Origin of the sequence: Glutamicibacter sp. B1, from assembly GCF_039602135.1 — a bacterium.
Lineage (GTDB): Bacteria > Actinomycetota > Actinomycetes > Actinomycetales > Micrococcaceae > Glutamicibacter > Glutamicibacter ectropisis.
Window position 1 is genome coordinate 766,052 of sequence record NZ_CP125942.1, and the last position, 23,787, is coordinate 789,838.

Annotated in this window: 20 protein-coding genes and 1 tRNA gene; 18 read left to right on the plus strand and 3 right to left on the minus strand. The window is 55.4% G+C overall.

Annotation, left to right across the window (positions count from 1 at the left end; all coding sequences use genetic code 11):
• Positions 1 to 48 precede the first annotated feature (48 nt).
• The 13 genes from QMQ05_RS03545 to ilvA all read left to right on the plus strand — a co-directional run bounded on the left by QMQ05_RS03545 (position 49) and on the right by ilvA (position 15,546).
• Entirely contained in the window at positions 49 to 1,251 is a 1,203-nt protein-coding gene (locus tag QMQ05_RS03545; RefSeq protein ID WP_345473064.1) for an adenosine deaminase, read from the plus strand.
• 104 nt (positions 1,252 to 1,355) lie between these two features.
• Entirely contained in the window at positions 1,356 to 2,054 is a 699-nt protein-coding gene (locus tag QMQ05_RS03550) for a MazG nucleotide pyrophosphohydrolase domain-containing protein (protein ID WP_345473066.1), read from the plus strand.
• Between the two features lie 91 nt (positions 2,055 to 2,145).
• On the plus strand, positions 2,146 to 3,426 hold the full coding sequence (eno, locus tag QMQ05_RS03555) for a phosphopyruvate hydratase (protein ID WP_058255435.1): 1,281 nt from the start codon (positions 2,146 to 2,148) through the stop codon (positions 3,424 to 3,426).
• A gap of 124 nt (positions 3,427 to 3,550) precedes the next feature.
• Positions 3,551 to 4,390 (plus strand): septum formation initiator family protein, encoded by an 840-nt coding sequence (locus QMQ05_RS03560; protein ID WP_334122195.1) that lies wholly within the window; start codon positions 3,551 to 3,553, stop codon positions 4,388 to 4,390.
• Between the two features lie 30 nt (positions 4,391 to 4,420).
• Positions 4,421 to 5,122: a DUF501 domain-containing protein gene (locus tag QMQ05_RS03565; RefSeq protein ID WP_345473070.1), complete on the plus strand. Its 702-nt coding sequence runs from the start codon at positions 4,421 to 4,423 to the stop codon at positions 5,120 to 5,122.
• A complete protein-coding gene (locus QMQ05_RS03570; RefSeq protein ID WP_345473072.1) occupies positions 5,122 to 6,060 on the plus strand; it encodes a Ppx/GppA phosphatase family protein in 939 nt (312 codons plus the stop codon). The genes QMQ05_RS03565 and QMQ05_RS03570 overlap by 1 nt, the downstream gene beginning before the upstream one ends.
• A gap of 32 nt (positions 6,061 to 6,092) precedes the next feature.
• Positions 6,093 to 7,625 carry a S8 family serine peptidase gene (locus QMQ05_RS03575; protein WP_434063168.1) on the plus strand — a complete coding sequence of 511 codons (1,533 nt, stop codon included), beginning with the start codon at positions 6,093 to 6,095 and terminating at the stop codon, positions 7,623 to 7,625.
• A gap of 206 nt (positions 7,626 to 7,831) precedes the next feature.
• Positions 7,832 to 9,199, plus strand: coding sequence for an NAD(P)/FAD-dependent oxidoreductase (locus QMQ05_RS03580; protein ID WP_345473074.1), 1,368 nt, complete (start codon positions 7,832 to 7,834; stop codon positions 9,197 to 9,199).
• Positions 9,200 to 9,316: 117 nt separating this feature from the next.
• Positions 9,317 to 9,398, plus strand: a tRNA-Leu gene (locus tag QMQ05_RS03585).
• Positions 9,399 to 10,598: 1,200 nt separating this feature from the next.
• The gene (locus tag QMQ05_RS03590; RefSeq protein WP_345473075.1) at positions 10,599 to 11,531 is read left to right on the plus strand and encodes an Abi family protein; all 933 of its coding nucleotides are present in this window, start codon (positions 10,599 to 10,601) and stop codon (positions 11,529 to 11,531) included.
• 504 nt (positions 11,532 to 12,035) lie between these two features.
• Positions 12,036 to 12,848, plus strand: a complete 813-nt coding sequence (locus tag QMQ05_RS03595) for a Bax inhibitor-1/YccA family protein (RefSeq protein ID WP_345473076.1) — start codon at positions 12,036 to 12,038, stop codon at positions 12,846 to 12,848.
• A gap of 115 nt (positions 12,849 to 12,963) precedes the next feature.
• Complete coding sequence (locus tag QMQ05_RS03600) at positions 12,964 to 14,271, plus strand: AI-2E family transporter (protein ID WP_345473077.1); 1,308 nt, start codon at positions 12,964 to 12,966, stop codon at positions 14,269 to 14,271.
• A 3-nt stretch (positions 14,272 to 14,274) separates the two neighbouring features.
• On the plus strand, positions 14,275 to 15,546 hold the full coding sequence (ilvA, locus tag QMQ05_RS03605) for a threonine ammonia-lyase (protein ID WP_334122201.1): 1,272 nt from the start codon (positions 14,275 to 14,277) through the stop codon (positions 15,544 to 15,546).
• A gap of 77 nt (positions 15,547 to 15,623) precedes the next feature.
• Here the strand turns inward: ilvA and greA are convergent, their stop codons facing one another.
• Positions 15,624 to 16,121, minus strand: a complete 498-nt coding sequence (greA, locus tag QMQ05_RS03610; RefSeq protein ID WP_058255425.1) for a transcription elongation factor GreA — start codon at positions 16,119 to 16,121, stop codon at positions 15,624 to 15,626.
• A 291-nt stretch (positions 16,122 to 16,412) separates the two neighbouring features.
• Positions 16,413 to 16,832 carry a DUF4307 domain-containing protein gene (locus tag QMQ05_RS03615; RefSeq protein WP_334122202.1) on the minus strand — a complete coding sequence of 140 codons (420 nt, stop codon included), beginning with the start codon at positions 16,830 to 16,832 and terminating at the stop codon, positions 16,413 to 16,415.
• A 240-nt stretch (positions 16,833 to 17,072) separates the two neighbouring features.
• On the opposite strand from QMQ05_RS03615, the gene mca reads away from it, so the two are divergent.
• From mca to QMQ05_RS03640, 5 genes are all read left to right on the plus strand, one after another.
• Positions 17,073 to 17,939: a mycothiol conjugate amidase Mca gene (gene mca / locus QMQ05_RS03620; protein ID WP_345474613.1), complete on the plus strand. Its 867-nt coding sequence runs from the start codon at positions 17,073 to 17,075 to the stop codon at positions 17,937 to 17,939.
• Positions 17,940 to 17,982: 43 nt separating this feature from the next.
• Entirely contained in the window at positions 17,983 to 18,264 is a 282-nt protein-coding gene (locus QMQ05_RS03625) for a hypothetical protein (RefSeq protein ID WP_058255423.1), read from the plus strand.
• A 32-nt stretch (positions 18,265 to 18,296) separates the two neighbouring features.
• Positions 18,297 to 20,420, plus strand: a complete 2,124-nt coding sequence (locus QMQ05_RS03630) for a thioredoxin domain-containing protein (protein ID WP_345473081.1) — start codon at positions 18,297 to 18,299, stop codon at positions 20,418 to 20,420.
• Between the two features lie 116 nt (positions 20,421 to 20,536).
• Positions 20,537 to 21,298 carry an isoprenyl transferase gene (locus tag QMQ05_RS03635; protein WP_345474615.1) on the plus strand — a complete coding sequence of 254 codons (762 nt, stop codon included), beginning with the start codon at positions 20,537 to 20,539 and terminating at the stop codon, positions 21,296 to 21,298.
• A gap of 249 nt (positions 21,299 to 21,547) precedes the next feature.
• Positions 21,548 to 22,864, plus strand: coding sequence for a PhoH family protein (locus tag QMQ05_RS03640; RefSeq protein WP_345473083.1), 1,317 nt, complete (start codon positions 21,548 to 21,550; stop codon positions 22,862 to 22,864).
• A 125-nt stretch (positions 22,865 to 22,989) separates the two neighbouring features.
• On the opposite strand, the gene QMQ05_RS03645 is transcribed toward QMQ05_RS03640, so the two are convergent.
• Positions 22,990 to 23,775, minus strand: a complete 786-nt coding sequence (locus tag QMQ05_RS03645) for a hypothetical protein (RefSeq protein ID WP_345473085.1) — start codon at positions 23,773 to 23,775, stop codon at positions 22,990 to 22,992.
• Positions 23,776 to 23,787: the final 12 nt, after the last annotated feature.

A 23,787-nucleotide genomic window follows, 5' to 3' on the forward strand; every position in this document is an offset into this window, starting at 1 on the left:
ACCTGCTGAAGCTGTCCGTTCGCCCAAAATGCGACTAGGCTCAGTGGTGTGACTGAAGAATTGATTCATCCTGATTACGATCCCGAATTCGACTTCCGAGATCTGCCTAAAGTTTCGCTCCATGACCACCTTGATGGTGGTTTGCGTCCCCAAACGATCATCGAACTGGCAGCCGAAATTGGCCACAAGCTGCCCGAGACCGAAGCTGAAGCTTTGGGCGACTGGTTCCAAGAATCCGCCGACTCCGGCTCTTTGCCACGCTACCTAGAAACCTTTGAACACACCATCGCGGTGATGCAGACCCGTGACGCGCTGATCCGCGTGGCCCGTGAGTTTGTTGAAGACCTCGCAGAAGACGGTGTGATCTACGGTGAAGTCCGCTACGCGCCAGAACAGCACCTTCGCGAAGGTCTGAGCCTGGATGACGTAGTTGACGCCGTTCAGGAAGGCCTAGACCAGGCTTGCGAACTGCTCAACAGCGAAGGCCACCCAATGCAGGTCGGCCAGGTACTTAGTGCCATGCGTCAATCCGACCAAGGCGTAGAAATCGCCAAACTGGCCTTGCGTCACCGCGGTCACGGTGTTGTCGGTTTCGACATCGCCGGACCTGAAGAGGGCTTCCCAGCCTCGAACATGAAGGAAGCATTCGACCTGCTGGCCGAAAACCTCTTCCCAACCACCGTCCACGCCGGTGAAGCAGCCGGTCTGGATTCCATCAAGGACGCACTGCTGGTGGGCCGTGCCCAGCGTTTGGGTCACGGCGTACGAGTTGCTGAAGACATCGAGATTGAGTTCGGTGCCATTGATGAAAATGGCGAAGAACTCAGCGAAGATACCGGATTAGTATCCCTAGGCCCAGTGGCCAACTGGGTTCGCGAACGCGGTATCCCGTTGGAAGTATGCCCATCGTCCAACCTGCAGACCGGCGCCACCGCCAAGTTTGGCCAAGGTATCCGCAACCACCCGATTGACCTGTTGGTTCAGACCGGGTTCAACGTGACGATTTCGCCAGATAACCGTCTGATGTCCGGTACCAGCCTGTCCGATGAATTCGAGTTGCTGGTCGAGGCTTTCGACTATGACCTCGAAGACCTGCTGGACCTGACGCTGAACGCTGCGGAAGCTGCCTTCGTTCCTTTGGAAATGCGTGAGCTACTTGTTGAGTACATCAATGATTACTACGACAGCCTGCTCGACGATGAGGATGACGAGGACTACGAAGAAGACGAATACGAAAACGTCGCCGACTAGTACCCAGCGTCGCTAAACCTTCGCTCCTGAAGGCCGGATCCCTCAATGGGATCCGGTCTTCAATGCTTGTACGGGCTAGTGGCTCGCTTCGCTAGCATGGGAGCATGGCTCAGAACCCAACACCCACGCAGCAATTGAGCACCACGGTAAAGATCCTGCGGGAAAAGTGCGCGTGGACCCAAGCGCTCACCCACGAATCCTTGCGGACCTATCTGATCGAAGAAAGCTATGAGGTCCTGGACGCGATCTCTGAGCAGAACCCCGAACTGCTGAAGGAAGAACTCGGGGACTTGTACTTCCAAGTCCTGTTGCATGCGCAGATCGCTGCGGAGCAGGAGCAATTTGATATTGAAGACGTCTCCCAGACGCTGAATGAAAAATTGTTGCGCCGCAACCGGCACGTCTTTGACGATCAAGGTCACATCCGTGATGAGATCACCACGGATGTAGATGAAATTATTCGACTCTGGGACGCGGCCAAACAAGCCGAGCGTGAGGGCAAACCCAAGGTGCGAAAAAATGCTGGATTACCCGCCGGATTGCCATCGTTGACCTTGGCCCAGAAACTGTTAGACCGTCACACCCGAGCCGGCTCTGATAAGGCCGAGAGCCATCAGGTTTCCGAGGTAATGCGTCAGAAAATTACTGATGAGCAGTCGTTGGCTGCCGCGCTCTTAGAGGTCTCTGCGCGGGCAGAAGAACTCGGCTTAGATGCAGAATCTGTTTTGCGCGCAACATTGTCGAAACAGTACGAGGCGGAATTCGACGCAACGATATCGCCTAAATCACCTTCGAAGCGATAGGCTAGAGACTGGCAAAGGCGCCGACGGTCTTTTCAGCACCGCTGGCGGACCTTCCCCTAGACCACCCCTTTTCTACAAGGAGTCCATACTCATGGCATTGATTGACGCCATTCACGCGCGCGAAATTCTTGATTCCCGTGGTAACCCAACCGTTGAGGTTGAGGTCCTGCTCTCTGACGGATCGCACGGCCGTGCAGCAGTTCCATCCGGTGCCTCCACCGGTCAGTTCGAAGCGGTAGAGCGTCGCGACGGTGACAAGGATCGTTACCTTGGTAAGGGTGTACTTGGCGCAGTTGAGTCTGTGATCGAGGAGATCGCTGACGAGCTCGAAGGCCTGGACGCTACCGACCAGCGCGCTATCGATCAGGCCATGCTTGACCTGGACGGCACCAGCAACAAGTCCAAGCTGGGCGCAAACGCTATCCTCGGTGTCTCCCTGGCTGTGGCTAACGCTGCTGCTGTGAGCTCCAACCTGCCACTGTACAAGTACCTCGGCGGCCCGAACGCTCACGTACTGCCGGTGCCACTGATGAACATCCTCAACGGCGGCTCCCACGCTGACTCCGACGTTGACATCCAGGAATTCATGATTGTTCCACTGGGTGCAGACACCTTCTCCGAGGGCCTGCGCTGGGGCGTTGAGGTGTACCACAACCTCAAGTCCGTACTGAAGGAAAAGGGCCTGTCCACCGGTCTTGGCGACGAGGGTGGCTTCGCTCCAAACCTGCCAAGCAACCGTGCAGCTCTGGAACTGATCACCGAAGCTATCAAGCGCGCTGGCTACACCCCAGGCGAAGACATCGCTTTGGCACTGGACGTTGCGTCCTCGGAGTTCTTCGAGAACGGTGCTTACCAGTTCGAAGGTAAGGCACTGTCCGCCAAGGAAATGAGCGACTACTACGCTGACCTGGTTGCTGACTTCCCACTGGTATCCATCGAGGATCCACTGGACGAGAACGACTGGGATGGCTGGAAGACCCTGACCGACGCCATTGGCGACAAGGTTCAGCTGGTCGGTGACGACCTGTTCGTGACCAACCCTGAGCGCCTGGCTGACGGCATTGCCAAGGGCACCGCTAACTCGCTGCTGGTGAAGGTCAACCAGATTGGTTCGCTGACCGAGACCATCGACGCTGTGACCATGGCTCAGCGCGCTGGCTACACCACCATCACCTCGCACCGTTCGGGTGAAACCGAAGACGTCACCATTGCTGACATCTGCGTGGCCACCAACGCTGGTCAGATCAAGACCGGTGCTCCAGCCCGCTCCGAGCGCGTAGCTAAGTACAACCAGCTGCTGCGTATCGAAGAAGACCTGGGTGCTTCGGCAGTTTACGCTGGTCGCAACGCTTTCCCGCGTTTCAACAGCTAATTTCCAGTTATAGCGAATAAGCTCGTCGGTAGTGGATACCGGCGAGCTTTTCGTTATTTAATGGAGATATGCGCCGTTTCCACGGCAGTACGGCACGCAGAGCACTATGGGGAATTGGGGGAGTATGGCACAGCGACCACCACGCATGCCTCGGCGTAATACTCCGAATCCGGAAGAGCAGTCGCAGAATAATCCTGTTGACCAGTCCGAATATCAGGAGACTGGTTCAGTTGTAGAACCACCCACCGATGCATTGCATGTAGTGGCACCGCAACCCCCAGCTAAAAAGGCTCCCGCTGTTCCGCGCCCTAAGTCTGCTGGCGCCACGAAAAAGAGCACTTCCAGCCCAACTCCCAAGCCTGCAGCACAGAATTCCTCAGCGTCAGATACGTCACGCGAGCCGAAAAAATTTGCCGGCAATTATGCTTCTAAACCAAAGACACCACTGCGTGAACGAGCTAAGGAAAAACAAAACGAACGCCGTCGCGATGACCGCCTAAAGTTCTCGGCAGCGGTACGCCGCAAGCCCGGGGAAAAGCCGGTCGACCAGAAACCAACACCCGAGGGTGAACCGGTAGCAGCACACCGTTTTTCCGGTCGTATCGCCGCGTTGATCGTGGTGCTCGCGTTCTTCGCCGTGATGCTGGTGCCAACGGTGAATTACTACCGAACTCAGATGATTGAGATTAATGAGCTCAACGCTTCCATTGATTCTTTGGAAGCCAGACGAGACGATCTGAAAGCTGAGATTGCCCGTTGGGATGACCCGCTGTACATCAAACAGCAAGCCCGTGAGCGGATAAACTTGGTCATGCCTGGCGAAAAACTTTACATGGTCGTGGGGGACCGGCCGAAAGATAGCGATACCGACACCGAAGGTAATGGCAGTACTTTTGAAGTGCGCCAAGAACTTCCATGGGTCGATGCGTTGCTTGACTCGGTGAAACGTTCCGCCACTGACTAACCACATTGAACATGAAGAGATCTAATACCCGTGACTGAACAGCCAATCCGCGAAGCCCTTGACGCTGCCGGACGAGTACCTAGTGAAGCCGACTTGGACACCCTGTCCCGACAGCTGAACCGACCCGCACGCGACGTGGTGGAAATCGGCGCTCGCTGCGTTTGCGGAAATCCTTTGGTTGCCACTACCGCGCCACGACTTTCCTCGGGAATTCCCTTCCCAACCACCTACTACCTGACCCATCCGGTCATCACTGCAGCTGTCTCGCGTCTGGAAGCTGCCGGACTGATGAACGAGATGAACGAGCGTTTGGGTGAAGACTCCGAGCTGGCTGGGGCCTATGTGGCTGCCCACGAAGCCTACCTAGCAAACCGCGATGCGATCGGGCAGCGCTCCGGCACCGGAGCGGTCCCTGAAATTGCTGGTGTCTCCGCTGGCGGTATGCCGACTCGTGTGAAGTGCCTGCACGTTCTGGTGGGTCACTCGCTGGCCGCCGGTGAGGGTGTTAATCCATTGGGTGATGAAGCGGTGGATGCTATTTCTGAGTGGTGGACCAAGGACAAGTGCTACTGCGTTGGTGCGTGGGATACCGAATCTGAGGCCCCGAGCCGTGATCGTTCCCGTCACGTCAAGACCCAGGAAATGCAGGATCCTGCAGCCAAGCGTGCCGAACGTGCAGCCAAGCGTGCAGCGCGCGAAGCAGAAGAACGTTCCGCCCAGGATGATGCCTAATGCGCGTCGCTGGAATTGATTGCGGAACAAACTCCATTCGTCTTCTGATTGCCGATGTGCAGCAGGATGAGAATGGAACCCACCTTGTTGACGTGCTGCGCACCATGCGCGTGGTCCGACTTGGCCAAGGTGTCGACGCAACGGGCGCCTTCGCCCCAGAAGCCTTGGAACGTACCTTTGCGGCAGCTCGCGAGTACCGTGCCTTGTGCGATGACCACCAGGTGCAGGCCATCCGTTTTGTGGCAACATCCGCAGCGCGCGATGTGTCCAACCGTGATGTTTTTGCCGAAGAAATCACCAAGATCATCGGTGTTGCGCCGGAAGTGATCAGCGGAGATGAAGAAGCATCGCTGTCCTTCAACGGTGCGGCTTCGGTCCGGGCTGGTCAGCCGGGCTACAGCCTGGTCATTGATCTCGGGGGAGGCTCCACCGAGTTTGTTCTGGGCAATGCGTCAGGTCCGGTGGCAGCAAAGAGCCTCGATATGGGTTGCGTGCGAGTCACCGAACGGTTCCACGAGCAGGGTTTGGACTCACCGGAAGCCGTGGCGTTCATGGATGATGCACTGCAGTCTTTGAATGGAGTTGTCGACGTCGCTGACGTTGACGCGGTAGTCATGGTGGCAGGAACTTTCACCACGTTGACCGCCCAGGCCTTGGGCTTGGAGAAATATGAATCTGAAAAGATTCATGGTGCGCAGTTGAGCTTTGATCAAATGCGAGAAGCAACTGACGCCATGCTCTCCTATTCGCGTGATGAACGCGCAGCTTTAGGCTTCATGCACCCAGGCCGAGTGGATGTCATCCGTGCCGGTGCAGCAATCGTTCAGCGCATCCTTCATTACTTGGAGACTTCTAGCGGACATCGCCCGATGCGACTAATTGCATCGGAACACGATATTCTCGACGGAATCGCTGCTACTGCAGCTGTTAACGCCTAGTCCGTTTATTCGGAACCGACCAAGGAGATTCTTTGAGCACAGCTCTGCGCGCTAAGAAAGCGATGGGCCTGAAACGATACGGCTCATTGTTTGTCGTTGCGATACTCGCATTGGCCATGCTCAATGTCGTCACCCCGGCTCATGCAGACACCATGCGTGAGTCGGAGTACTGGTTAGACTCTCTCGGCGTCACCCAAGCTCAACAGAGCACCAAGGGTGAAGGCGTAAAAGTAGCGATCATTGACACCGGTATCGATACCTCTCACCCGGACCTCAAGGGGGCCGTGGTTGGCGGAGCTGACATGTCCGGTGCCGGTGAATCTGGCGGCAATAAGCCCATTGGTGTCATGAGTGAACACGGCACGTTGGTCGCAACTTTGCTCGCGGGACGTGGCAACAATAAGGGCGAGATTAACCGGGTTAAGTCTGAGAATGAGCGTCTCAAGGCTGCTTGGGAAAAAGCTAAAGCCGAAGCCGAGAAGAAGAACGAAGAGAAAAAAGACGACGAAGAAGACGTCGAGATTCCTAAAGAACCCGAGTACGAGGACGTTCCAAAACTCACCGGTGGAAGTGACGGCGTGCTCGGCGTAGCTCCGGCTGCTCAGCTGCTGTCTGTCTCACTGTGGATGGGTGAGGGAAACCCAGCGAACATTCCGGTGGAAGACCAGATTCCTCGTGCCGTGAAGTGGGCCGTCGATTCAGGCGCCAAGGTCATCAACATGTCTCTGGGTTCTACCAGCCCAGCCTGGCCTGAGAGTTGGGACGAGGCGTTCAAGTACGCAGAGGACCATGACGTGGTGATTGTGGCTGCGGCCGGTAACCGCTCCGGTGGCATGAGCCAGGTGGGCGCTCCAGCGACCATCCCAGGTGTTCTGACCGTGGCCGGCGTTGATGAAAGCGGAAAAGCCTCGCAGGATTCATCTACGGAAGGCATTTCCATCGGTGTTGCTGCCCCAGCCGAACAGTTGGTCGGTGGCCTGCCTGATGACGGTTATGCCCGCTGGTCTGGTACCTCCGGTGCCGCTCCATTGGTAGCTGGTGTAGCTGCGTTGATTCGTTCGAAGTATCCGGATCTCAAAGCACCGGACGTCATCAACCGGATCTTAAAGACTGCGCGTGACACTGGAGCTACGGGAGTCGACAACCTCTACGGCTACGGCATCATCAATGCCGAAGCAGCCGTGAACAACGACGTACCGTCGGTGTCAGAAAACCCGCTAGGAACCATTGAAGAATGGATTCGGGTCCACCGGCGGAACACCACCAAGTCCACCGAAGCCCCAGCACCGGGTGTATCGATGGAAAAGTCGGACCTCAAACAAGTGACGGCTCCTGAGCCTATTGCACCAGACCAATCAACGCCGGCCCTTCAGCCACTGCTGATTATTGGGTCAGGGGTGCTGTTGGTGTTGGTGATTGTTTTGGGCAGCACACAGACCCTGTTGCGTCGTCGACGCGAACGACTGGCAGCCAGCGCGGCGTCAGCTTCGTTGAGCTCATTGAAGGTTGGCAAGAGTGCCGGCGATCATGATCTCTTCGACGACATTCCTGAAGAAGAGCAATAATTCCAAGTTCAATAATTCAAGATGAGACAAGGGCGAAACCTACGGGTTTCGCCCTTGTTTTTGGTTTTCCAACCTGTCAGCGATACGGGGTGTTATCTCCTAAATTCACAGTCATATTCTTGGCGGTGAGCTCTGCGTGACATACCTGACGTAAATAGTTAGTGAATGTTTTCACTAACTCGGAAAATCCGCGTAGAATCAAGAGTATGTCGATCATTGAATCCTCCCAGAAGCGTCCGCGCATTCTTATCGTTGGCGGTGGCTATGTTGGCCTTTACGTCGCGATGAAGTTGCAGAAGAAGGTCAAGGCTCACGGTGGCATCGTCACCGTTGTTGACCCAAACCCTTACATGACTTACCAGCCATTCTTGCCAGAAGTTGCAGGTGGCCAGATTGAACCACGCCACGTAGTGGTTTCCCACCGCCAGCACCTGAAGCACTCCGAGCTTGTTAACGGCCGTGTGCTGAGCATCGATCACGCCAACAAGAAGGCTGTAATTGCTCCGAACAATGGCGAGCAGTTCGAGCTGGAATACACCGACGTTGTTATGTCGGCTGGTGCGATCACCCGTACCTTCCCAATCACCGGTCTTGCAGAAACCGGCATTGGCCTGAAGACCATCGAAGAGGCCGTCGCCCTGCGCAACAAGGTTGCCGAGCGCATCGAGTCCGCTTCGAACATGACTGACCCAGTGGCTCGCAAGCGCGCACTGACCTTCGTGGTTGTTGGTGGCGGCTTCGCCGGCATCGAAACCATCGCCGAGCTCGAAGACATGGCTCGTGACCTGATCAAGCTCAATGACCGCATTGATGAGAAGGAAGCTCGCTTCGTTCTCGTTGAGGCTATGGGCCGCATCATGCCAGAAGTTACCGAGGAACAGGCCGAGTGGGTTGTTGAGCACCTGCGTAGCCGTGGCGTAGAGGTACTGCTGAACACCTCGCTGAACAGCGCAGTGGATGGCAACCTCGAACTGATCAACATGGCTGACAAGTCCCCAGCCGGCGAATTCGGCGCAGACACCCTGATCTGGTGTGCCGGTGTTATGGCTAACCCAATGGTTCGCTCCACCGACTTCCCAATCGAGGCCCGCGGTCGTATTGAGACCCGCACCGACCTTCGCGTCAAGGATGCCAATGGCGATGCCCTCGAGGGCGCCTGGGCAGCCGGCGATATCTCGGCTGTCAAGGACGTTACCGGTGGCTTGCCAGACGGTACCTGCGTTCCTAACGCACAGCACGCTGTTCGCCAGGCAAAGCTCTTGGCAAAGAACCTTTACGCTGCCCGCTACGGCGTTGGCACCATCAAGGAATACAAGCACAAGAACCTCGGCGCAGTTGCTGGTTTTGGCCGCAACAAGGGTGTTGCCAAGGTTGTTGGCATCAAGCTCAAGGGCTGGCCAGCATGGATGGCACACCGCGGTTACCACGGTATGGCCATGCCAACCTTCGAGCGCAAGTTCCGCGTTGTTGGCGACTGGCTGGTTGCGCTGTTCTTCAAGCGCGATGGTCTGCAGCTGAACAACCTTGAAGCACCACGCACTGCTTTCGAAGAGTCTGCAAAGCCAAAGAAGTAGGCGCAAGACTTCGATGATCGACTAGGTGTCGAGGGGCCGAATTTTTCGGCCCCTCGTACACTTGTTGATAGCGGATTTCTTATTTGCTTTCCCGATCACGTAAGATTTGAGAGTCTTGCCCCCATGGTGGAATTGGCATACACGGCTGACTTAAAATCAGCTGCCGAAAGGCTTGTGGGTTCGAGTCCCACTGGGGGCACAGATGCCGAGGCCGCTACTTCCTTGTAAACACAAGGAAGTAGCGGCCTTTGCTGTTTGCGGAATTAGCCGTTTGCCCAGAATTCGAGCATATTCGACCGCGATGAAGAGTCAAAAATCCATCGCCACGCCGACCAGATTGACATCAAACAGCTCGGCGAAGACGTTGAAAGTTACTGACTCCGTGCTATGTTCCAGAAAACTTTGAACCGCATTCACGTTTACGTCGTCGCTCACTGCCGTATGCCGTAAATGGAGTAGAACCATCCTAGGAACGTCGGCATCTATGGCCATCGAGCTTGACCCAGTATGAACTGGAACGCAGTGCTTCCAAACCGACGTAAACAGGTACGAAGAAATGGAAACATTGGAAGATCTTGCGGGGATCTCGCTCTGCAGACTACGCATCGGGCGGCCTGCTCTATTCCGGCGGCTGTCGTCGTGACTGTTATGCGACCAAAATCTACGAGGGCATGGCGTCAGTGCGGCAGGTTCGGGAAATCCATCAAGAGGAATCAGGTCGAGCTGACTACTGAGATGAGGCGCATCCTCGGCAAGATCGTAGTTTTAGATGAGTAACTGGCAGGTTGCCAAGGCACGGCATATCCCAGCTTTTAGGCGCCCTCAAGATTACGACGCAATCGTTCCCGGGTTCACGGTCAACCGTTTTTGGCCCATGTTGTAGGTCGTTGGCGAGGCGGGCGGATCCAGCAGATTGGAATGGACTACCTGCCTTTTAGTGAGACGGGACAGAACTTCTTCAGCCCCAATTCACTGGGTGGCAGGTTCGAATGGTTCTTGGACAAAGCTGGAATTCATCAATGAGCAATATAGTGATGACGCCTACTTTTGGGTGTCACTGCCTTAGATTTCCCGGTGATACATGAATTGATGAAGTTCATTGTGGAAAGGCAGTCGAGAGTTTCGTTAGAAAACTGAGATTCCAGAGATACGTGAGTTAAAGCGAATTAAGTGACTGTAATTCTTGCAATAGGAAATGTTGTTGCAGGGGAGTCTTTATTAGCTCTGACTTTGTGTTATTGCGGTTAGCGATCGAATCGGTGTGATCAATCGTGATTTGCATAGCAGATGGGCAAGTGTCTATAGTTTTTATCAACAGTCCCCCCTCCGCTTAGGGCTCTAAAATTACTTGAGTACCGCGCATCAGAGGGGGTCCTCTTTTTAAGCTTAGAATTACTCTGTGACTGGCGACTCAATCCCTTATCTGGATTTCCCTCAACGTGTGAGGTATTTGATCGAGCGGGAATACTTCGATGAGGTGGCTTTGGCTCGCGATGAGCAAGCCTTCCTGGAATCCATCAACTTCCATTACTTCCTGGGCTACGCTCGAAATTTTCGGAAGATGCGACGCGAAGTCAAAGGCTTCTCATCTGCATCTATCAGTGAATTGATCGAAGTTGTACGTCTCGATCAAGAGTTGTCTTGCTTACTATTCGAGGGCCTCCGCATGCTGGAATGGCGCTTGAGGGCGGCGTTCGTGGATAGTTATTGCGCTACGCACGAATCGGTCAATAGCTATCATGTTGCATCTACATATGCTCGTGACGAGTTGGACCAGCCGATACATGAAGCAGTTCTGCGCCAGGTAATACGGAGCAAAGAGCCTTACATCGTAGAACATATATCTGGCAGAGGGGAGTATGCGTCGGGGGATTCGATGGCAAAGATTGACGAGCTTGTTAGTGGGTTGCCTATCTGGTCCGTCATTGACTCAATTTCGTTCGGAACTTTGGTCCGAATGATTCGCCACGCTCGCCGAGTTTCGGAAGAAGACGAATTCATGTGGAAACTCGTGAGCTCGGCGATCGAGACCCCACACCAAATGATTCATGAATATCTGGTGGCAGCGCATACCCTACGTAACTTAGTTGCGCACCATTCGAGGCTCTGGATGCGGCCGACCACTAATACTCCAAAGTTTCCAAACACTTATAAGCGTGAGAAGCGAAATGCTCATCCGAAATCAATGTATGTCATGATACTCAGCTTGAGCATCTGCCTCTTGAAGGTTCCCGGTGGGAAAGACTTCAAGGATAGGGTTGACGAGTTATTGTCGACGAGCTCCGCCTTTAGCCACGGCATTAGGCAAGTGTTTATTGAGAGTAAGTCTTAAATTTCGGAGCATCTGCTTAACCTGGCTCCAGAATCAAAAGATGTGGCATGCAGCCTTCGGCTACGTCCGATTTCGAATATAGTTCATGGAACGAAGTGGGCTTATTCGCGACTGAATTCCGGTGAGGCATTGCCGACCATGGTAGCTAAGAACCCTAGAATTCGGGCTAAACGTATAGTCGCAACAAGTTCGAGTCCCATTGCAAGCACCGATACTTTGTTTCTTGCTTTCTCCAACTTCCGGGGAAGTACGGATCTCAGATGCTTTCAGCGTTACTAAAAGCAGTACTCCACAACAAGTGGGGGAACGAAAAGACCACATCCGATGGCGCGCGAAGTGTCGGCTTGGCAAAAGTTTCAAGAATATCGCTCAGAGAGTAGTTTTTCCCCGATAATTCAGCCAATATCATCCTTCCGACTGAGTGAATTCACAGTATGGCTCAATAGGATTAACAGCAACGAACTCTCGCACACCGCGAGCTGCACAATCGCAACCTATGGGGGAATGACGTTGAGCAACCCGGTATTTGGTTCAAGTAGCCAATCCGAGGCTTGGGGAACCAAGCCCGGAAGCCCAGTCGGCTTCCGTGACAATGCCAATATGAGCGCCGACCAGCTGCAGGACATGTACCAGCAGCCTGCTGCTACCGGTGCCGACATGGGCCGCATGACCATCGGTGACACGATCAATAAGACCGTCTTCTGCCTCGCCCTTGTGGTTATTGGTGCAGCGGTAGGTTGGAATATTCCAGCACTGATGCTTCCAGGAGCGCTGGTCGGTTTTGTTCTCGGTTTGGTCAACGTCTTCAAGAAGCGCCCATCGCCAGTGCTGATTCTGCTGTACTCCGCAGCGCAGGGTCTTTTCCTTGGCGGACTTTCCGGTTTCTTGGAATCGCGCGAAGGAATGCAGGGCATCGCCATCCAGGCAGTTCTGGCTACCTTCTGTGTCGCCGGCGTAACCCTGGCGCTATACCGCTCGGGTAAGTACCGTATGACTCCAAAGCTGAACAAGATCTTCATGGTCGGCATGATCGGTCTAGTTGTCTTCTCTCTGCTGAACATGGTCCTGATGATGACCGGTGTCATCGGCGGAATGTTCGGTATGCGTGACGGCGTACTTGGCCTAGTTATCGGTGTTGTGGCCGTCTTGCTGGCCACCTACGCACTGGTTTCTGACTTCACCATGATCGAAGAACTCTCCAACCAGGGTGCTCCGGCGATCATGGCTTGGCGCGGTGCCTTCGGCCTCACGGTAACCCTGATCTGGTTGTACACCGAGATCCTGCGCATTCTGGCCATCTTGCGTGGCGACGACTAAACATATTGAAGTAGAAAATTAGGAGCAGTGCCCAAATCGGGCACTGCTCCTTGTTTTTTGTCACAATTCCGACATGGATCCAGTCGTGGGGAATCAAACGCGATAGCGTAGTTGCATGAAGAACAGCCGGTTGGATCGTTTGCGACGTATTCGCGTCTCCCTTCCGGGCAGGACGGAAGAAAAGCCTGCCGCTGCTCGCACCGAAGCCCTAGACTTCAAGAGCGCGGAAGATATGCCCTACGCCGTACGTCTTGCGGCCAGCTGGGCATGGCGATTCCTGATTATCGTCGCGGCGTTGGGAGTGCTGGTTTGGGCACTGTCCAAGGTGTCCCTCTTGGTAATCCCGGTCCTTGTCGCGGCCCTACTTTCCGGACTGCTCTCACCGGTGGTCAATGCGTTGAACCGCAAGCTTGCCGTCCCCAGAGGACTCGCAGTAGGCATTACGCTCATCGGATTCCTAGTGTTAGTCATTGCCGGTCTCTCCCTGGCCGGACAACGCTTATCCGCCGGGTTCACAGCTCTTTGGAGCCAAGCTCTCTTTGGTATTCAACAGGTCCAAGACTGGCTGTTCAACGGTCCACTGAAACTAACCAACGATGACCTGCAAGGGGTACTAGACGATGCTCTGGTACAACTGCGCGGCAACGCTACCAGCATTCTGAGCGAAGCAATCAGTTGGACGTCCTTCATTGGACAGTTCCTCACCGGAACACTGCTTGCCCTCTTCGTCTTGATCTTCCTCCTGCTTGATGGCCGCAAAATCGGACTGTTTTTGGTCAACCTGCTGCCACGCCGTGCCCGTCCGGCCATGGATGGTGCGCTAACTCGTGGATGGGCCTCCCTGGTCAGCTACGTCAGGGTCCAGATGCTCGTGGCCTTTATCGACGCCATCGGCATTGGACTGGGCGCATTCTTCCTCGGGGTCCCGCTGGCCATGCCCTTGGGCGTATTGGTATTCCTTGGATCATTTATCCCAGTGGTCGGTGCGCTGATTACCGGCGCCCTGGCCGTATTGCTTGCACTGGTTGCCAATGGCTGGGTCAACGCGTTGATCATGCTGGCAGTAGTGCTCATCGTCCAGCAGGCAGAATCCAATATTCTTCAACCGCTGATCATGGGTAAAGCCGTCAGCCTGCATCCGCTGGCCGTCGTCCTTGCCGTCGCCGGAGGCACCATGCTCGCTGGAATCCCTGGCGCACTCTTCGCGGTACCAATGCTGGCAGTACTGAACTCAGTGGCTAAATACCTCTCCGGCAGGGCTTGGGAAACCGACGAATTTGTGCTCCAACACTACGGCATTCAAACTTCCCCACCGGGAACCACAACGGGTCCACCGCAGCCGTCTCCAGCCACCCCAAGCGACCCAGAACCACACACTTCGCCGGAGAACCGGCAACCGGAGAAAACAGCAGATGAGGACTAACCCATGACCACAGAAACTACGTTGCCAGTCACCTTGGCAGATATCGAGTCAGCTGCACAGGTCCTGAAACCCGTCATTGCATTGACTCCCGTTGAACATTCGCGGGTCCTCTCACGTCATCTGGGTTCTGAAGTCTTCCTCAAATGCGAAAACATGCAGCGTGCCGGATCCTTCAAAGTCCGTGGCGCCTACGTGCGCATGTCCAAACTCAGTGCGGAAGAAAAAGCTCGGGGAGTAGTCGCAGCCTCGGCCGGTAACCACGCCCAAGGCGTCGCCCAAGCCTCCAGTCAGCTCGGCATCAAGGCACGCATCTATATGCCACGCGGCGTTGCTCTTCCTAAGCTCACCGCGACCCGTGATCACGGTGCAGAAGTAGTGCTCTTTGGTGACACCGTTGACGAGGCACTGGCTGAAGCCCAGCGCTACGCCGATGAAACCGGCGCAGTCTTTGTGCACCCCTTCGATCACCCCGACATCATCGCGGGCCAGGGAACCATCGGCCTGGAACTGCTAGAACAGCTCCCCGAAGTCGACACGGTGCTCATGGGTGTGGGCGGTGGCGGACTGCTCGCCGGTGTCGCTATCGCGCTGAAAGAAAAAGCCCGCCAAATGGGCCGCGAGATCAAGGTCATTGGTGTGCAGGCTGAAAACGCTGCCGCCTACCCACCGTCCCTAGCAGCCGACGCCTTGGTACCCTTGGACACCGTACACACCATTGCCGATGGCATCGCTGTTGGTAAGCCAGGTCAGCTTCCTTTCACCATCATCAAGGAACTGGTTGACGATGTGGTGACCGTGTCTGAAGATGCACTGGCACGTGCGCTGGTGGTGCTCTTGGAACGCAACAAACTAGTTGTTGAACCAGCCGGTGCCGTGGGCGTCGCTGCCCTCTTGGAAAACCGTCTCGAAGAGCATGGGATCAACCCAGCGACCACCGCGGTCATCCTTTCAGGTGGAAACATTGATCCACTGCTGATGCTCAAGGTTATCCAGCGTGGTCTATCTGCTGCCGGACGATTCTTGACCGTTCGCATGATGCTTCCTGACCGTCCTGGTGCTCTGGCACAGATTTCACGGATCATCGCCGATTCAGATGCGAACGTGACCCGTTTGGATCACACACGCATCGGTGGCTCCCTGTCCATGGGGGATGTGGCCATCACCATCGATCTGGAAACTAAGGGACACGAGCACTCCAAGACGGTGCTTAACAACCTTCGAGCTGAAGGCTTTGACCCACAGATCACCAATAACGCTGGCGGGTCCGTCGCCTAAAAAAGCATGAAAAAAGTCCTCGCCGGTACCAACTTTTTGGGTTGGTACCGGCGAGGACTTTATGCCTTAAAGCTGTATTAGGAAGCTTCGTATGGCTTAGCTGAAATGATTTCAACCTTGATGTCGCGGCCATTTGGGGCCACATAGGAAAGCTTGTCGCCCACCTTGGCACCGTGCACGGCGACGCCAATAGGTGACTGCTCCGAGTAAACTTCCAAATCGGTGTCGCCAGCAACTTCGCGGGAACCGAAGAGGAAAGTGGTCTTGTCACCAGCGATGTTTGCGGTCACCAGCATGCCTGGTTCTACCACTCCATCATCGGCTGGAGCTTCGCCAACGTCGGCTCGACGCAGCAGGTCCTTCAAGTAAAGGATGCGGGCTTCTGCCTTGCCCTGCTCTTCACGGGCGGCGTGGTAGCCACCGTTCTCCTTCAAGTCACCTTCGGAACGGGCCTGCTCGATACGGGCAACGATCTCGGCGCGTCCGGGGCCTGAGAGGAAGGTCAATTCGTTCTGGAGCCGGTCGTAGGCTTCCTGAGTCAGCCAAACGACAGGTTCGTTGCTGTTGGTGCTCACGTTGTACTTCCTTTGGTCAATTGGGACTACGTCGTAGCCTGAAGAACTGCAAAGAGTCCCTCAAAGCCGAACGCCACCTGAACGGTGGCGTCGACGAAGTCGGATTCGGTACGGATCTAGGGGCTTACGCTGTTCTGTTGGTGCAAGCAAAGACCCCGCCAGCGTCATGGTCCGGAGCAAACCTGAACCAATCGCGGATGCGGGGCGAAACGTATCTTTTCAACGATAGTAGTCGCCAAAACGCTTTAAGCCCAATAGATTCAGCTAATAGGGAATGAACGGGCTGAAATATTACCCTTTATAGTCCTGTGGAACTTCGTAGCAGGATTCCACGCCAGAAGTGACCGCAAGGTTATCGGTGTGAAGGTCAACATCGATCTGCTGTTTGATCAGCCCGGTGGCCTCTCCCGGATCAAGCAAGATGGTCTTGTACCCAACCACGGCCTTGGACTCGTTCATTGCACGAATATCGCACTGGACACGATCCTTGGCGTTGTACTCCACCGCAATTTTCGTCTTGGTCAAGGTCGGCGACACGACCTCATAATGTAGATCCTGAGCGGTAATAGCGCTGTAGTTGTTAAACCCAATGTAGGCGGCACCGGCCACGCCAAGGGTGATGGCTGAAGCGATGAGCCAATTGCGTGTGGATTTAGTCAGGCTACGTTTCTTGGGGTTGTTGTAGCGAGCCGTTAAGCTTGGATCAGACATTATTTGTCTTGCACCACTCTCTATGCCTGGGCGGCAGTTGAACTGGGAATGCCGTACGTTGGTTCCTTCAACAAGTTTAGCGCTTGAGCACACATGGGAATAACCGGCAGTGGGGTAGCAGTTAATAACAATGGTGAACGGTTTTCTCAAGATCGACCGTTCAACATCGTGGCGAAGGAAAGTAGATAAGTGGAGATTCACGACGTGAAGAAAATTGCCCCCTCGCAGGGTCTTCGGCTCATGGCTATTCACGCGCACCCAGATGATGAATCTTCAAAGGGTGCCGCCACCATGGCTGCCTACGTCGACGCTGGCGCAGAAGTGATGGTTGTATCCTGCACCGGTGGTGAGCGTGGAGACATTCTCAACGCGGCAGCCGGCGAGCTGGCCCACGCACACCGCGATCTGGCCGGGGTGCGTCGTACCGAAATGGCTGAAGCAGCTGCGGTGCTGGGCATCAAGCACCGTTGGTTGGGCTATGTAGATTCGGGACTCCCAGAAGGTGACCCACTTCCTGACCTGCCTTTCGGCGCCTTCGCCCTGCAGCCGGTCGAAGTTGCCGCAGCTGGCCTGATCAAACTGATCCGTGAATTCCGTCCGCACGTCATTACGACCTACGACGAGAATGGTGGCTACCCACACCCGGATCATATCCACAGCCACAAGGTGGCGACCTTCGCTTTTGAGCACGCTGACAACCCACAGATGTACCCCGAACTGGGACAGCCATGGTCGGTGGGCAAGCTGTACTATGACCGAGCTTTTGCCCCTGATCGCTTCCGCGCCCTGCACTACGCCATGATTGAAGCTGGCTACGATTCACCGTATGCCGAGCGCGTAGCGCAGTGGGAAGCCGATGAAGATAACCAGATGTTCAAGTGGGTTTCGCCACATACCACCACCACCCAGATTCACTGCGCGGACTTTTTTTCGCAGCGTGATCAGGCATTGCTGGCTCACCGAACCCAGATTGACCCGGAAGGTTTCTTCTTTGCCGTGCCCGAGCACGTCTACGCAGAACACTGGCCTTGGGAGGATTACACCTTGATCTCCTCCAAGGTAGCTACCGATCTGCCCGAGTCGGACCTCTTTGCCGGACTAAGATAGTTAAAAGCACTTCCTCGTTCTAGAAAAGAGTTGTCTGTACATCGTGAGTACGATCTTCGCGTCCTTGGCCGTAGTTTCTCAGACCACCAAGTTGGGCACGGAGACCAGTAGTGATTACGGTCCCGGATTCCTTGGCTTCATTTTCACCGCGGCCATGGTTGTTGCCGTGATTTTCCTGATCCGTGACATGGTCCGTCGTGTGCGCCGCGTGCGCTACACCTCGGAAGCAGAAGCCAAACAGCAGGACATGGTCACTAAGGGTGAACAGCGCAAGCTGCAAGAACCTGAAGGGCCAGTAGACCCGAAGACCGACGAGACTCGGTAAGTTTCGTGTGAGCCACGCGATAGCATGAAGGCGTGGCTCAACGACTTGCTGGCGCTGCCAGCCAATACCTCAGACAACATGCGCATCAACTAGTCGACTGGTTCCCCTATGGGGACGAGGCCTTTGAACAGGCTCGGCTGCGGGATGTTCCGGTGATGCTATCCATCGGATATGCCGCCTGCCACTGGTGCCATGTCATGAGCCACGAGTCATTTGACGATCCGCAGATCGCGCAGATGCTCAATGAGAATTTTGTGGCCATCAAAGTGGACCGCGAAGAACAACCCTTGGTGGATGACACCTACATGATGGCCACCCAAGCCTTGACCGGTACCGGTGGGTGGCCCATGACCATCTTTACCTTGCCTGATGGGCGCACCATCCACGCGGGAACGTACTACCCTAAAGAACCTCGGGGACGCACCCCAGGATTTAGCCAAGTGCTGCAAGCAGTCCACGAAGCGTGGGAAACGCGACGCGCAGGCCTTGAAGAGCAGGCAAAAATGCTTGCTGACCATATGGCAGAACTTGGTGGTAGGCAAAGCGCTCTGCTCACCTTGGACTCCACACAACCGGCACACACGGCGCTAGCCGCGGCCACCAAGCATTGGATCGCTAGTACCAAAGACGAGGGCGGACTGACCCCCGCTCCGAAATTCCCTCCCACATGGGCGCTGGAGACACTCTGGCACTCGGTGTTCACCCTCCCAAACACGGCCCAGGACGCCTTCGACGCCCTGGCAACTACCGTGGAAGCCATGTTCCTCGGCGGGTTGCATGACCACATCGATGGTGGTTTCGCGCGGTACTGCGTTGACGAACACTGGGCGGTACCGCATTTCGAAAAGATGCTCTATGACAACGCTGGGCTACTTTCCTTGGCAGCGCGCAGCAGTGTCTTAGCCAGTGAAATTGCCAGCCACCCTGAAAGGGAATCGGCGCAGCGTGCTCAGCAACTGGCGGATCTAAGTTCACGCAGCGCCCGTGGCATCATCAGCTTCCTGCGTGAAGAACTATTGGTTGAAACTGGCACCCAGCAAGCTTTTGCTGCGTCCCTCGACGCAGATTCAACTCGAGACGGCGTGCAGGTTGAAGGTGCCTACTACAGCTATAACCGTGATGACATCGCTCAAGCTATGGGCTCACTCACGGCCAAGATGCCCGAAGGGTTGCTCCGTTTCGCACCGATTGCCGAAGACCCGGAATGCTACTGCTTCTCCCTGGCCCGGATGCCAGATCCACAGGAACAAGTGGTGGTTGATGAATTGCTGGCGAACCTGCGCAAGCAGCGCAGTTCACGCATCCGTCCAACCCGTGATGAAAAGGTCATCGCCGGGTGGAATGGATTAGCAATCGAAGCACTGTGTGATGCAGCGATGTTGTTGGACGAACCAAGTGCACTGGAACTAGCAACAAGCGTGGCGACTTCTTTGTGGGACAGCCATTGGGATGAAACCAAGAACCGCCTGGGGCGGGTGAGTTTTGCCGGCCAGCCGGCCACCGGTAATGAAGGCACATTGCAGGATTATGCTGCTTTGGCCGTAGCTTTCTTGTCCTTGAAGCAAGCCACCGGTGAGACGATCTGGGAACAACGCGCGAGCTTATTGCTTGAACGAGCCAAAGATTTCATCGATCCAGTTACGGGAGCGCCGCGAGATGCGGTTGAAGTTGATGCGCGGATTTCTGCCCAGCGCAGTGATGTGGCGGCGGTCAGCGTGCTCGACGATGCCCTGCCGGCGGCTGGGGCACTGTACGCCAAGGCCTTAGCCATGCGTGCGATGGCGGGCATGGCTGAAGGTAATTACGGTGAGTCTCATGCTCAAGAGCTCGAAACTGCGCGAAAGCTTTCGTCCCATGCGGTGGCGCTAGCTTCCGAAGCTGCGACTCAGGTGGCCACAGCCTTGGAAGTGCAGGTCATGATTTCCTCTGCGGTGCATTATCTATCATTGAGTTCTTGGGATTCCTCCGAAGCTCAACGTGTTCGCAAACTCGGCTGGGCGCTGGGAATGAACGTTAAGTATTCGCCGGAGTTATCTGGCGACGCAGAGACGCTAAAAATTCAGCCATGCCGCGAAGAACTGTGCCAGATGCCCGTTAAAGGTATCGAGAACTTACTGGAGCTACTTCAGAAAAATGACATCTCAAGCGGAGAATGAAACTGAGAATAGCCCAGTATTTTCGTTGCGGGGCCGTTAGATCAGCAAAGGGCCGGGGGATTCGCGATAGATTTAGATCCTAGACTTTTTGGATCCGATTGAAAGGCAGTGCCGCAGTGCAGCTTCCCAACCTCGCGTACCGTTACTACGAACGGCGCTTGGCGAAGTCACTTCCTGCCGATAAGCTTCCGCACCATATCGGAGTGATGGTTGATGGTAATCGTCGCTGGGCCAAACTTGCTGGCTCTCCAACCATGGCCGGACATCAAGCCGGGGCAGACAAGATTCTCGACTTCTTGGACTGGTGTGAAGACCTGAACATCAAGATGGTCACGCTCTATATGCTCTCCACCGATAACCTCAACCGTGAGGCCAGCGAGCTGCGCGATCTTTTAGAAGTCATCGGCGGAACTCTAGACCGCTTGGGCGAAACCAACCGGGTGAAGGTCCAACAGGTTGGCGCCAAGGATCTGCTCCCAGAGGAGCTAGCTCAGAAATTAGCAACCTTGGAAGCCGTGACCAAGAACCGTACCGGTGTGCACGTCAACGTGGCCATTGGTTATGGTGGTCGCCGGGAAATTCTGGATGCTTTTAAAGCTCTTTTGGGACAGGCGGCTCAGGATGGGCGAACCATCGAAGAGCTCGCGCAGAATCTTTCCACCGATGACATTGAATCGGCGCTGTACACCAAAGGACAGCCTGACCCCGACTTGGTCATCCGTACCAGCGGTGAGCAGCGCCTGAGCGGGTTCTTGACCTGGCAGAGTGCCTATTCGGAGTTTTATTTCTGCGAAGCGCTATGGCCTGACTTCCGCCGCGTAGATTTTTTACGTGCCTTGCGTGACTTCGCGGATCGTCAACGCCGGTTTGGTGCCTAGATTCTGCGACGACGAACAGAGTTTAAATAATCGTTACCCAGACGTTGCTTACTGGTGACCTTGCAAGGTCTATGGTGATCATAAGGCCGGGGCAACAAGCCCCAGCTGATCGAAGGGTTCCGCACTAGATGACCAAAAGCAGCGCCGGCCGGTACAGCTACCGGACACGCCTTGGACATCCGGTGTTGGGCTTCCCCACAAACGCGTGGGGAGAGTCCCCACGCCGGATTCGAGATTGGGTGCGCTGCCATGAGCCGAACTGCCGAACAGGACGTACGAACCTACGTCATTGATACCTCGGTATTGCTTTCAGATCCGAAAGCGATGTTCCACTTTGAAGAGCATCATGTGGTGATTCCACTGACCGTGGTCACCGAGCTGGAATACAAACGTAAGGATCCTGATCTCGGGTATTTTGCCCGTCAGGCACTGCGACTGTTAGATGACCTGATCGCTAGTCACGGAGGACTAGCCCAAGCCGTTCCGGTTTCATCAGTGGGTGGCACACTACGCATTGAACTGAACAACATTGCTCCTGAAGTCCTTCCAGTGGGCATGCGCTCGGGAGATAATGACGCTCGAATCCTCGCCGTCGCTAAACATTTGCTGGACTCCGGACTGGACGTCGCGCTGGTGACCAAGGATCTTCCCATGCGTATCAAGGCGTCGGCAATGGGAATCCATGCCGAGGTCTATCGCAACGAGTTGATCACCTCCACCGGCTGGACCGGAATCCAGCAGCTGGAACTTGATGAGGAAGCAATGTCAACGCTGTACGAGCGTGAACACCTCTCAAACTTGCCAGCAGCGGCCGAGGCTCCCATCAACACCGGCTTTGTGATCACCTCACCGCGCGGCAGTGCACTAGCGAGAAAAACCGATGACACGACGTTGAAGTTGGTGCGTGGAGATCAGCAAGCCTTTGGCTTGCACGGTCGTAGCGCGGAGCAGCGAATTGCCTTGGACCTTTTGATGGATCCTTCGGTAGGCATCGTTTCGCTCGGTGGCAACGCCGGTACCGGTAAGTCTGCGCTGGCCTTGTGTGCCGGTATGGAGGCGGTGCTAGAGCGCCGTGAGCACCGTAAGATCACCGTGTTCCGCCCGTTGTACGCAGTGGGTGGCCAAGAGCTTGGCTACCTGCCAGGTTCTGAAGGTGAAAAGATGGGTCCCTGGGCGCAGGCAGTTTTCGATACGTTGGGATCCATCGTGTCGAAGAACGCCATCGATGAAGTGCTTGAACGCGGAATGCTGGAAGTCTTACCATTGACCCACATTCGTGGACGCTCCCTGCATGACTCGTTTGTCATCGTTGATGAGGCTCAGTCCCTGGAACGCAATGTCCTGCTCACCGTGCTTTCGCGTATCGGTCAGAACTCCAAGGTCGTGCTCACCCACGACGTGGCCCAGCGAGATAACCTGCACGTGGGCCGCCATGACGGCATTGCCGCGGTAGTGGAGCAGCTCAAGGGCCACTCACTGTTTGGCCATGTGACGCTGACACGTTCCGAGCGTTCAGCCATCGCCGCATTGGTGACCGAAATGCTTGATTCACCGACGCTGCGCTAACCGTCTCAAGCAGAACTGGCTGCTGTGGTCTCGGCGCCCCATCGCCGAAACCACAGCAGCCAGAAATTTTAAGGATTAGAGCCAAGGAAGCAGAACATCTCATCCGGGGGAATTGCTCGTGCGGACTATGAGCGAACTACAGGCTGGTCTAACCAGTGTTCTCGCTGGAAGTGTGAATTGATGTAGTACTCATCTTGAGCCAAGATCCGCAGTCTGAGGTCAGGAGCGGCAAGCACGGAGCTAGCACCGGAGAGCGCCTGTCGCAGCAGACAGACCCCGGTGCTCAGATCCAGGACTACCAACGTGCGGGTATCGGCGGGGACGAGCCTGAAGTTGGCCTGTGAAGCCTGATATGAATATCCAGCGCTCAGTACAGCCGCAATTGCCTGTCGGCCCTCATGCACGATGTCGCTGAGCTCATGGATATAGGTGGGATGGTCAAAAGCCAGGTCTAAGGCTGCGGGCTCAGTGCCGGCAATTTCTACGGGATCTAAGACTGTTGCCCAATAGTCCAGGGGTAGCAAACCGTCGAAGCCGGCGATTTCGGGGCGGCGAAGAATTAACTGGTCGCTGGTATAGACGGGCGTGAGCAAGGTGGAGGGTAATTTCCATGATGCGCTGGTTGCAGCGAGGTAATCACGACTGCGCTGAGCGCTGAAGGTTTCCTTCTGAAAAACGAGCTCGCCTGATTCATTGTGAACCGCGATGGCTTCACGCTGACGAATTTTGACGGTGACCGAACCGGTCAAGTTTCGCTGAGGCTGACTGTATTCCTCGGGAATATCAATCTCGAATTTGAGTGAGGTGCTCAACCATGGTGCAGATCGGGCTAGCGCGCGAAACCTTCTGCGCGCGTTCGAATCTGGTGCCGGCGAACCGGGGAAGTACAACTGGGCTGAAGGTACGTCCATACTTCAATTGTA

Excerpts from the sequence above, each read along its gene's own strand:
- QMQ05_RS03560 (WP_334122195.1), top strand. The coding sequence starts at position 3,551 with ATGGCACAGCGACCACCACGCATGCCTCGGCGTAATACTCCGAATCCG.
- ilvA (WP_334122201.1), top strand. The coding sequence starts at position 14,275 with ATGACCACAGAAACTACGTTGCCAGTCACCTTGGCAGATATCGAGTCA.
- QMQ05_RS03580 (WP_345473074.1), top strand. The coding sequence starts at position 7,832 with ATGTCGATCATTGAATCCTCCCAGAAGCGTCCGCGCATTCTTATCGTT.
- QMQ05_RS03600 (WP_345473077.1), top strand. The coding sequence starts at position 12,964 with ATGAAGAACAGCCGGTTGGATCGTTTGCGACGTATTCGCGTCTCCCTT.
- QMQ05_RS03595 (WP_345473076.1), top strand. The coding sequence starts at position 12,036 with ATGACGTTGAGCAACCCGGTATTTGGTTCAAGTAGCCAATCCGAGGCT.
- QMQ05_RS03615 (WP_334122202.1), bottom strand. The coding sequence starts at position 16,832 with ATGTCTGATCCAAGCTTAACGGCTCGCTACAACAACCCCAAGAAACGT.
- eno (WP_058255435.1), top strand. The coding sequence starts at position 2,146 with ATGGCATTGATTGACGCCATTCACGCGCGCGAAATTCTTGATTCCCGT.
- QMQ05_RS03645 (WP_345473085.1), bottom strand. The coding sequence starts at position 23,775 with ATGGACGTACCTTCAGCCCAGTTGTACTTCCCCGGTTCGCCGGCACCA.
- QMQ05_RS03640 (WP_345473083.1), top strand. The coding sequence starts at position 21,548 with ATGAGCCGAACTGCCGAACAGGACGTACGAACCTACGTCATTGATACC.
- QMQ05_RS03570 (WP_345473072.1), top strand. The coding sequence starts at position 5,122 with ATGCGCGTCGCTGGAATTGATTGCGGAACAAACTCCATTCGTCTTCTG.
- mca (WP_345474613.1), top strand. The coding sequence starts at position 17,073 with ATGGCTATTCACGCGCACCCAGATGATGAATCTTCAAAGGGTGCCGCC.
- QMQ05_RS03550 (WP_345473066.1), top strand. The coding sequence starts at position 1,356 with ATGGCTCAGAACCCAACACCCACGCAGCAATTGAGCACCACGGTAAAG.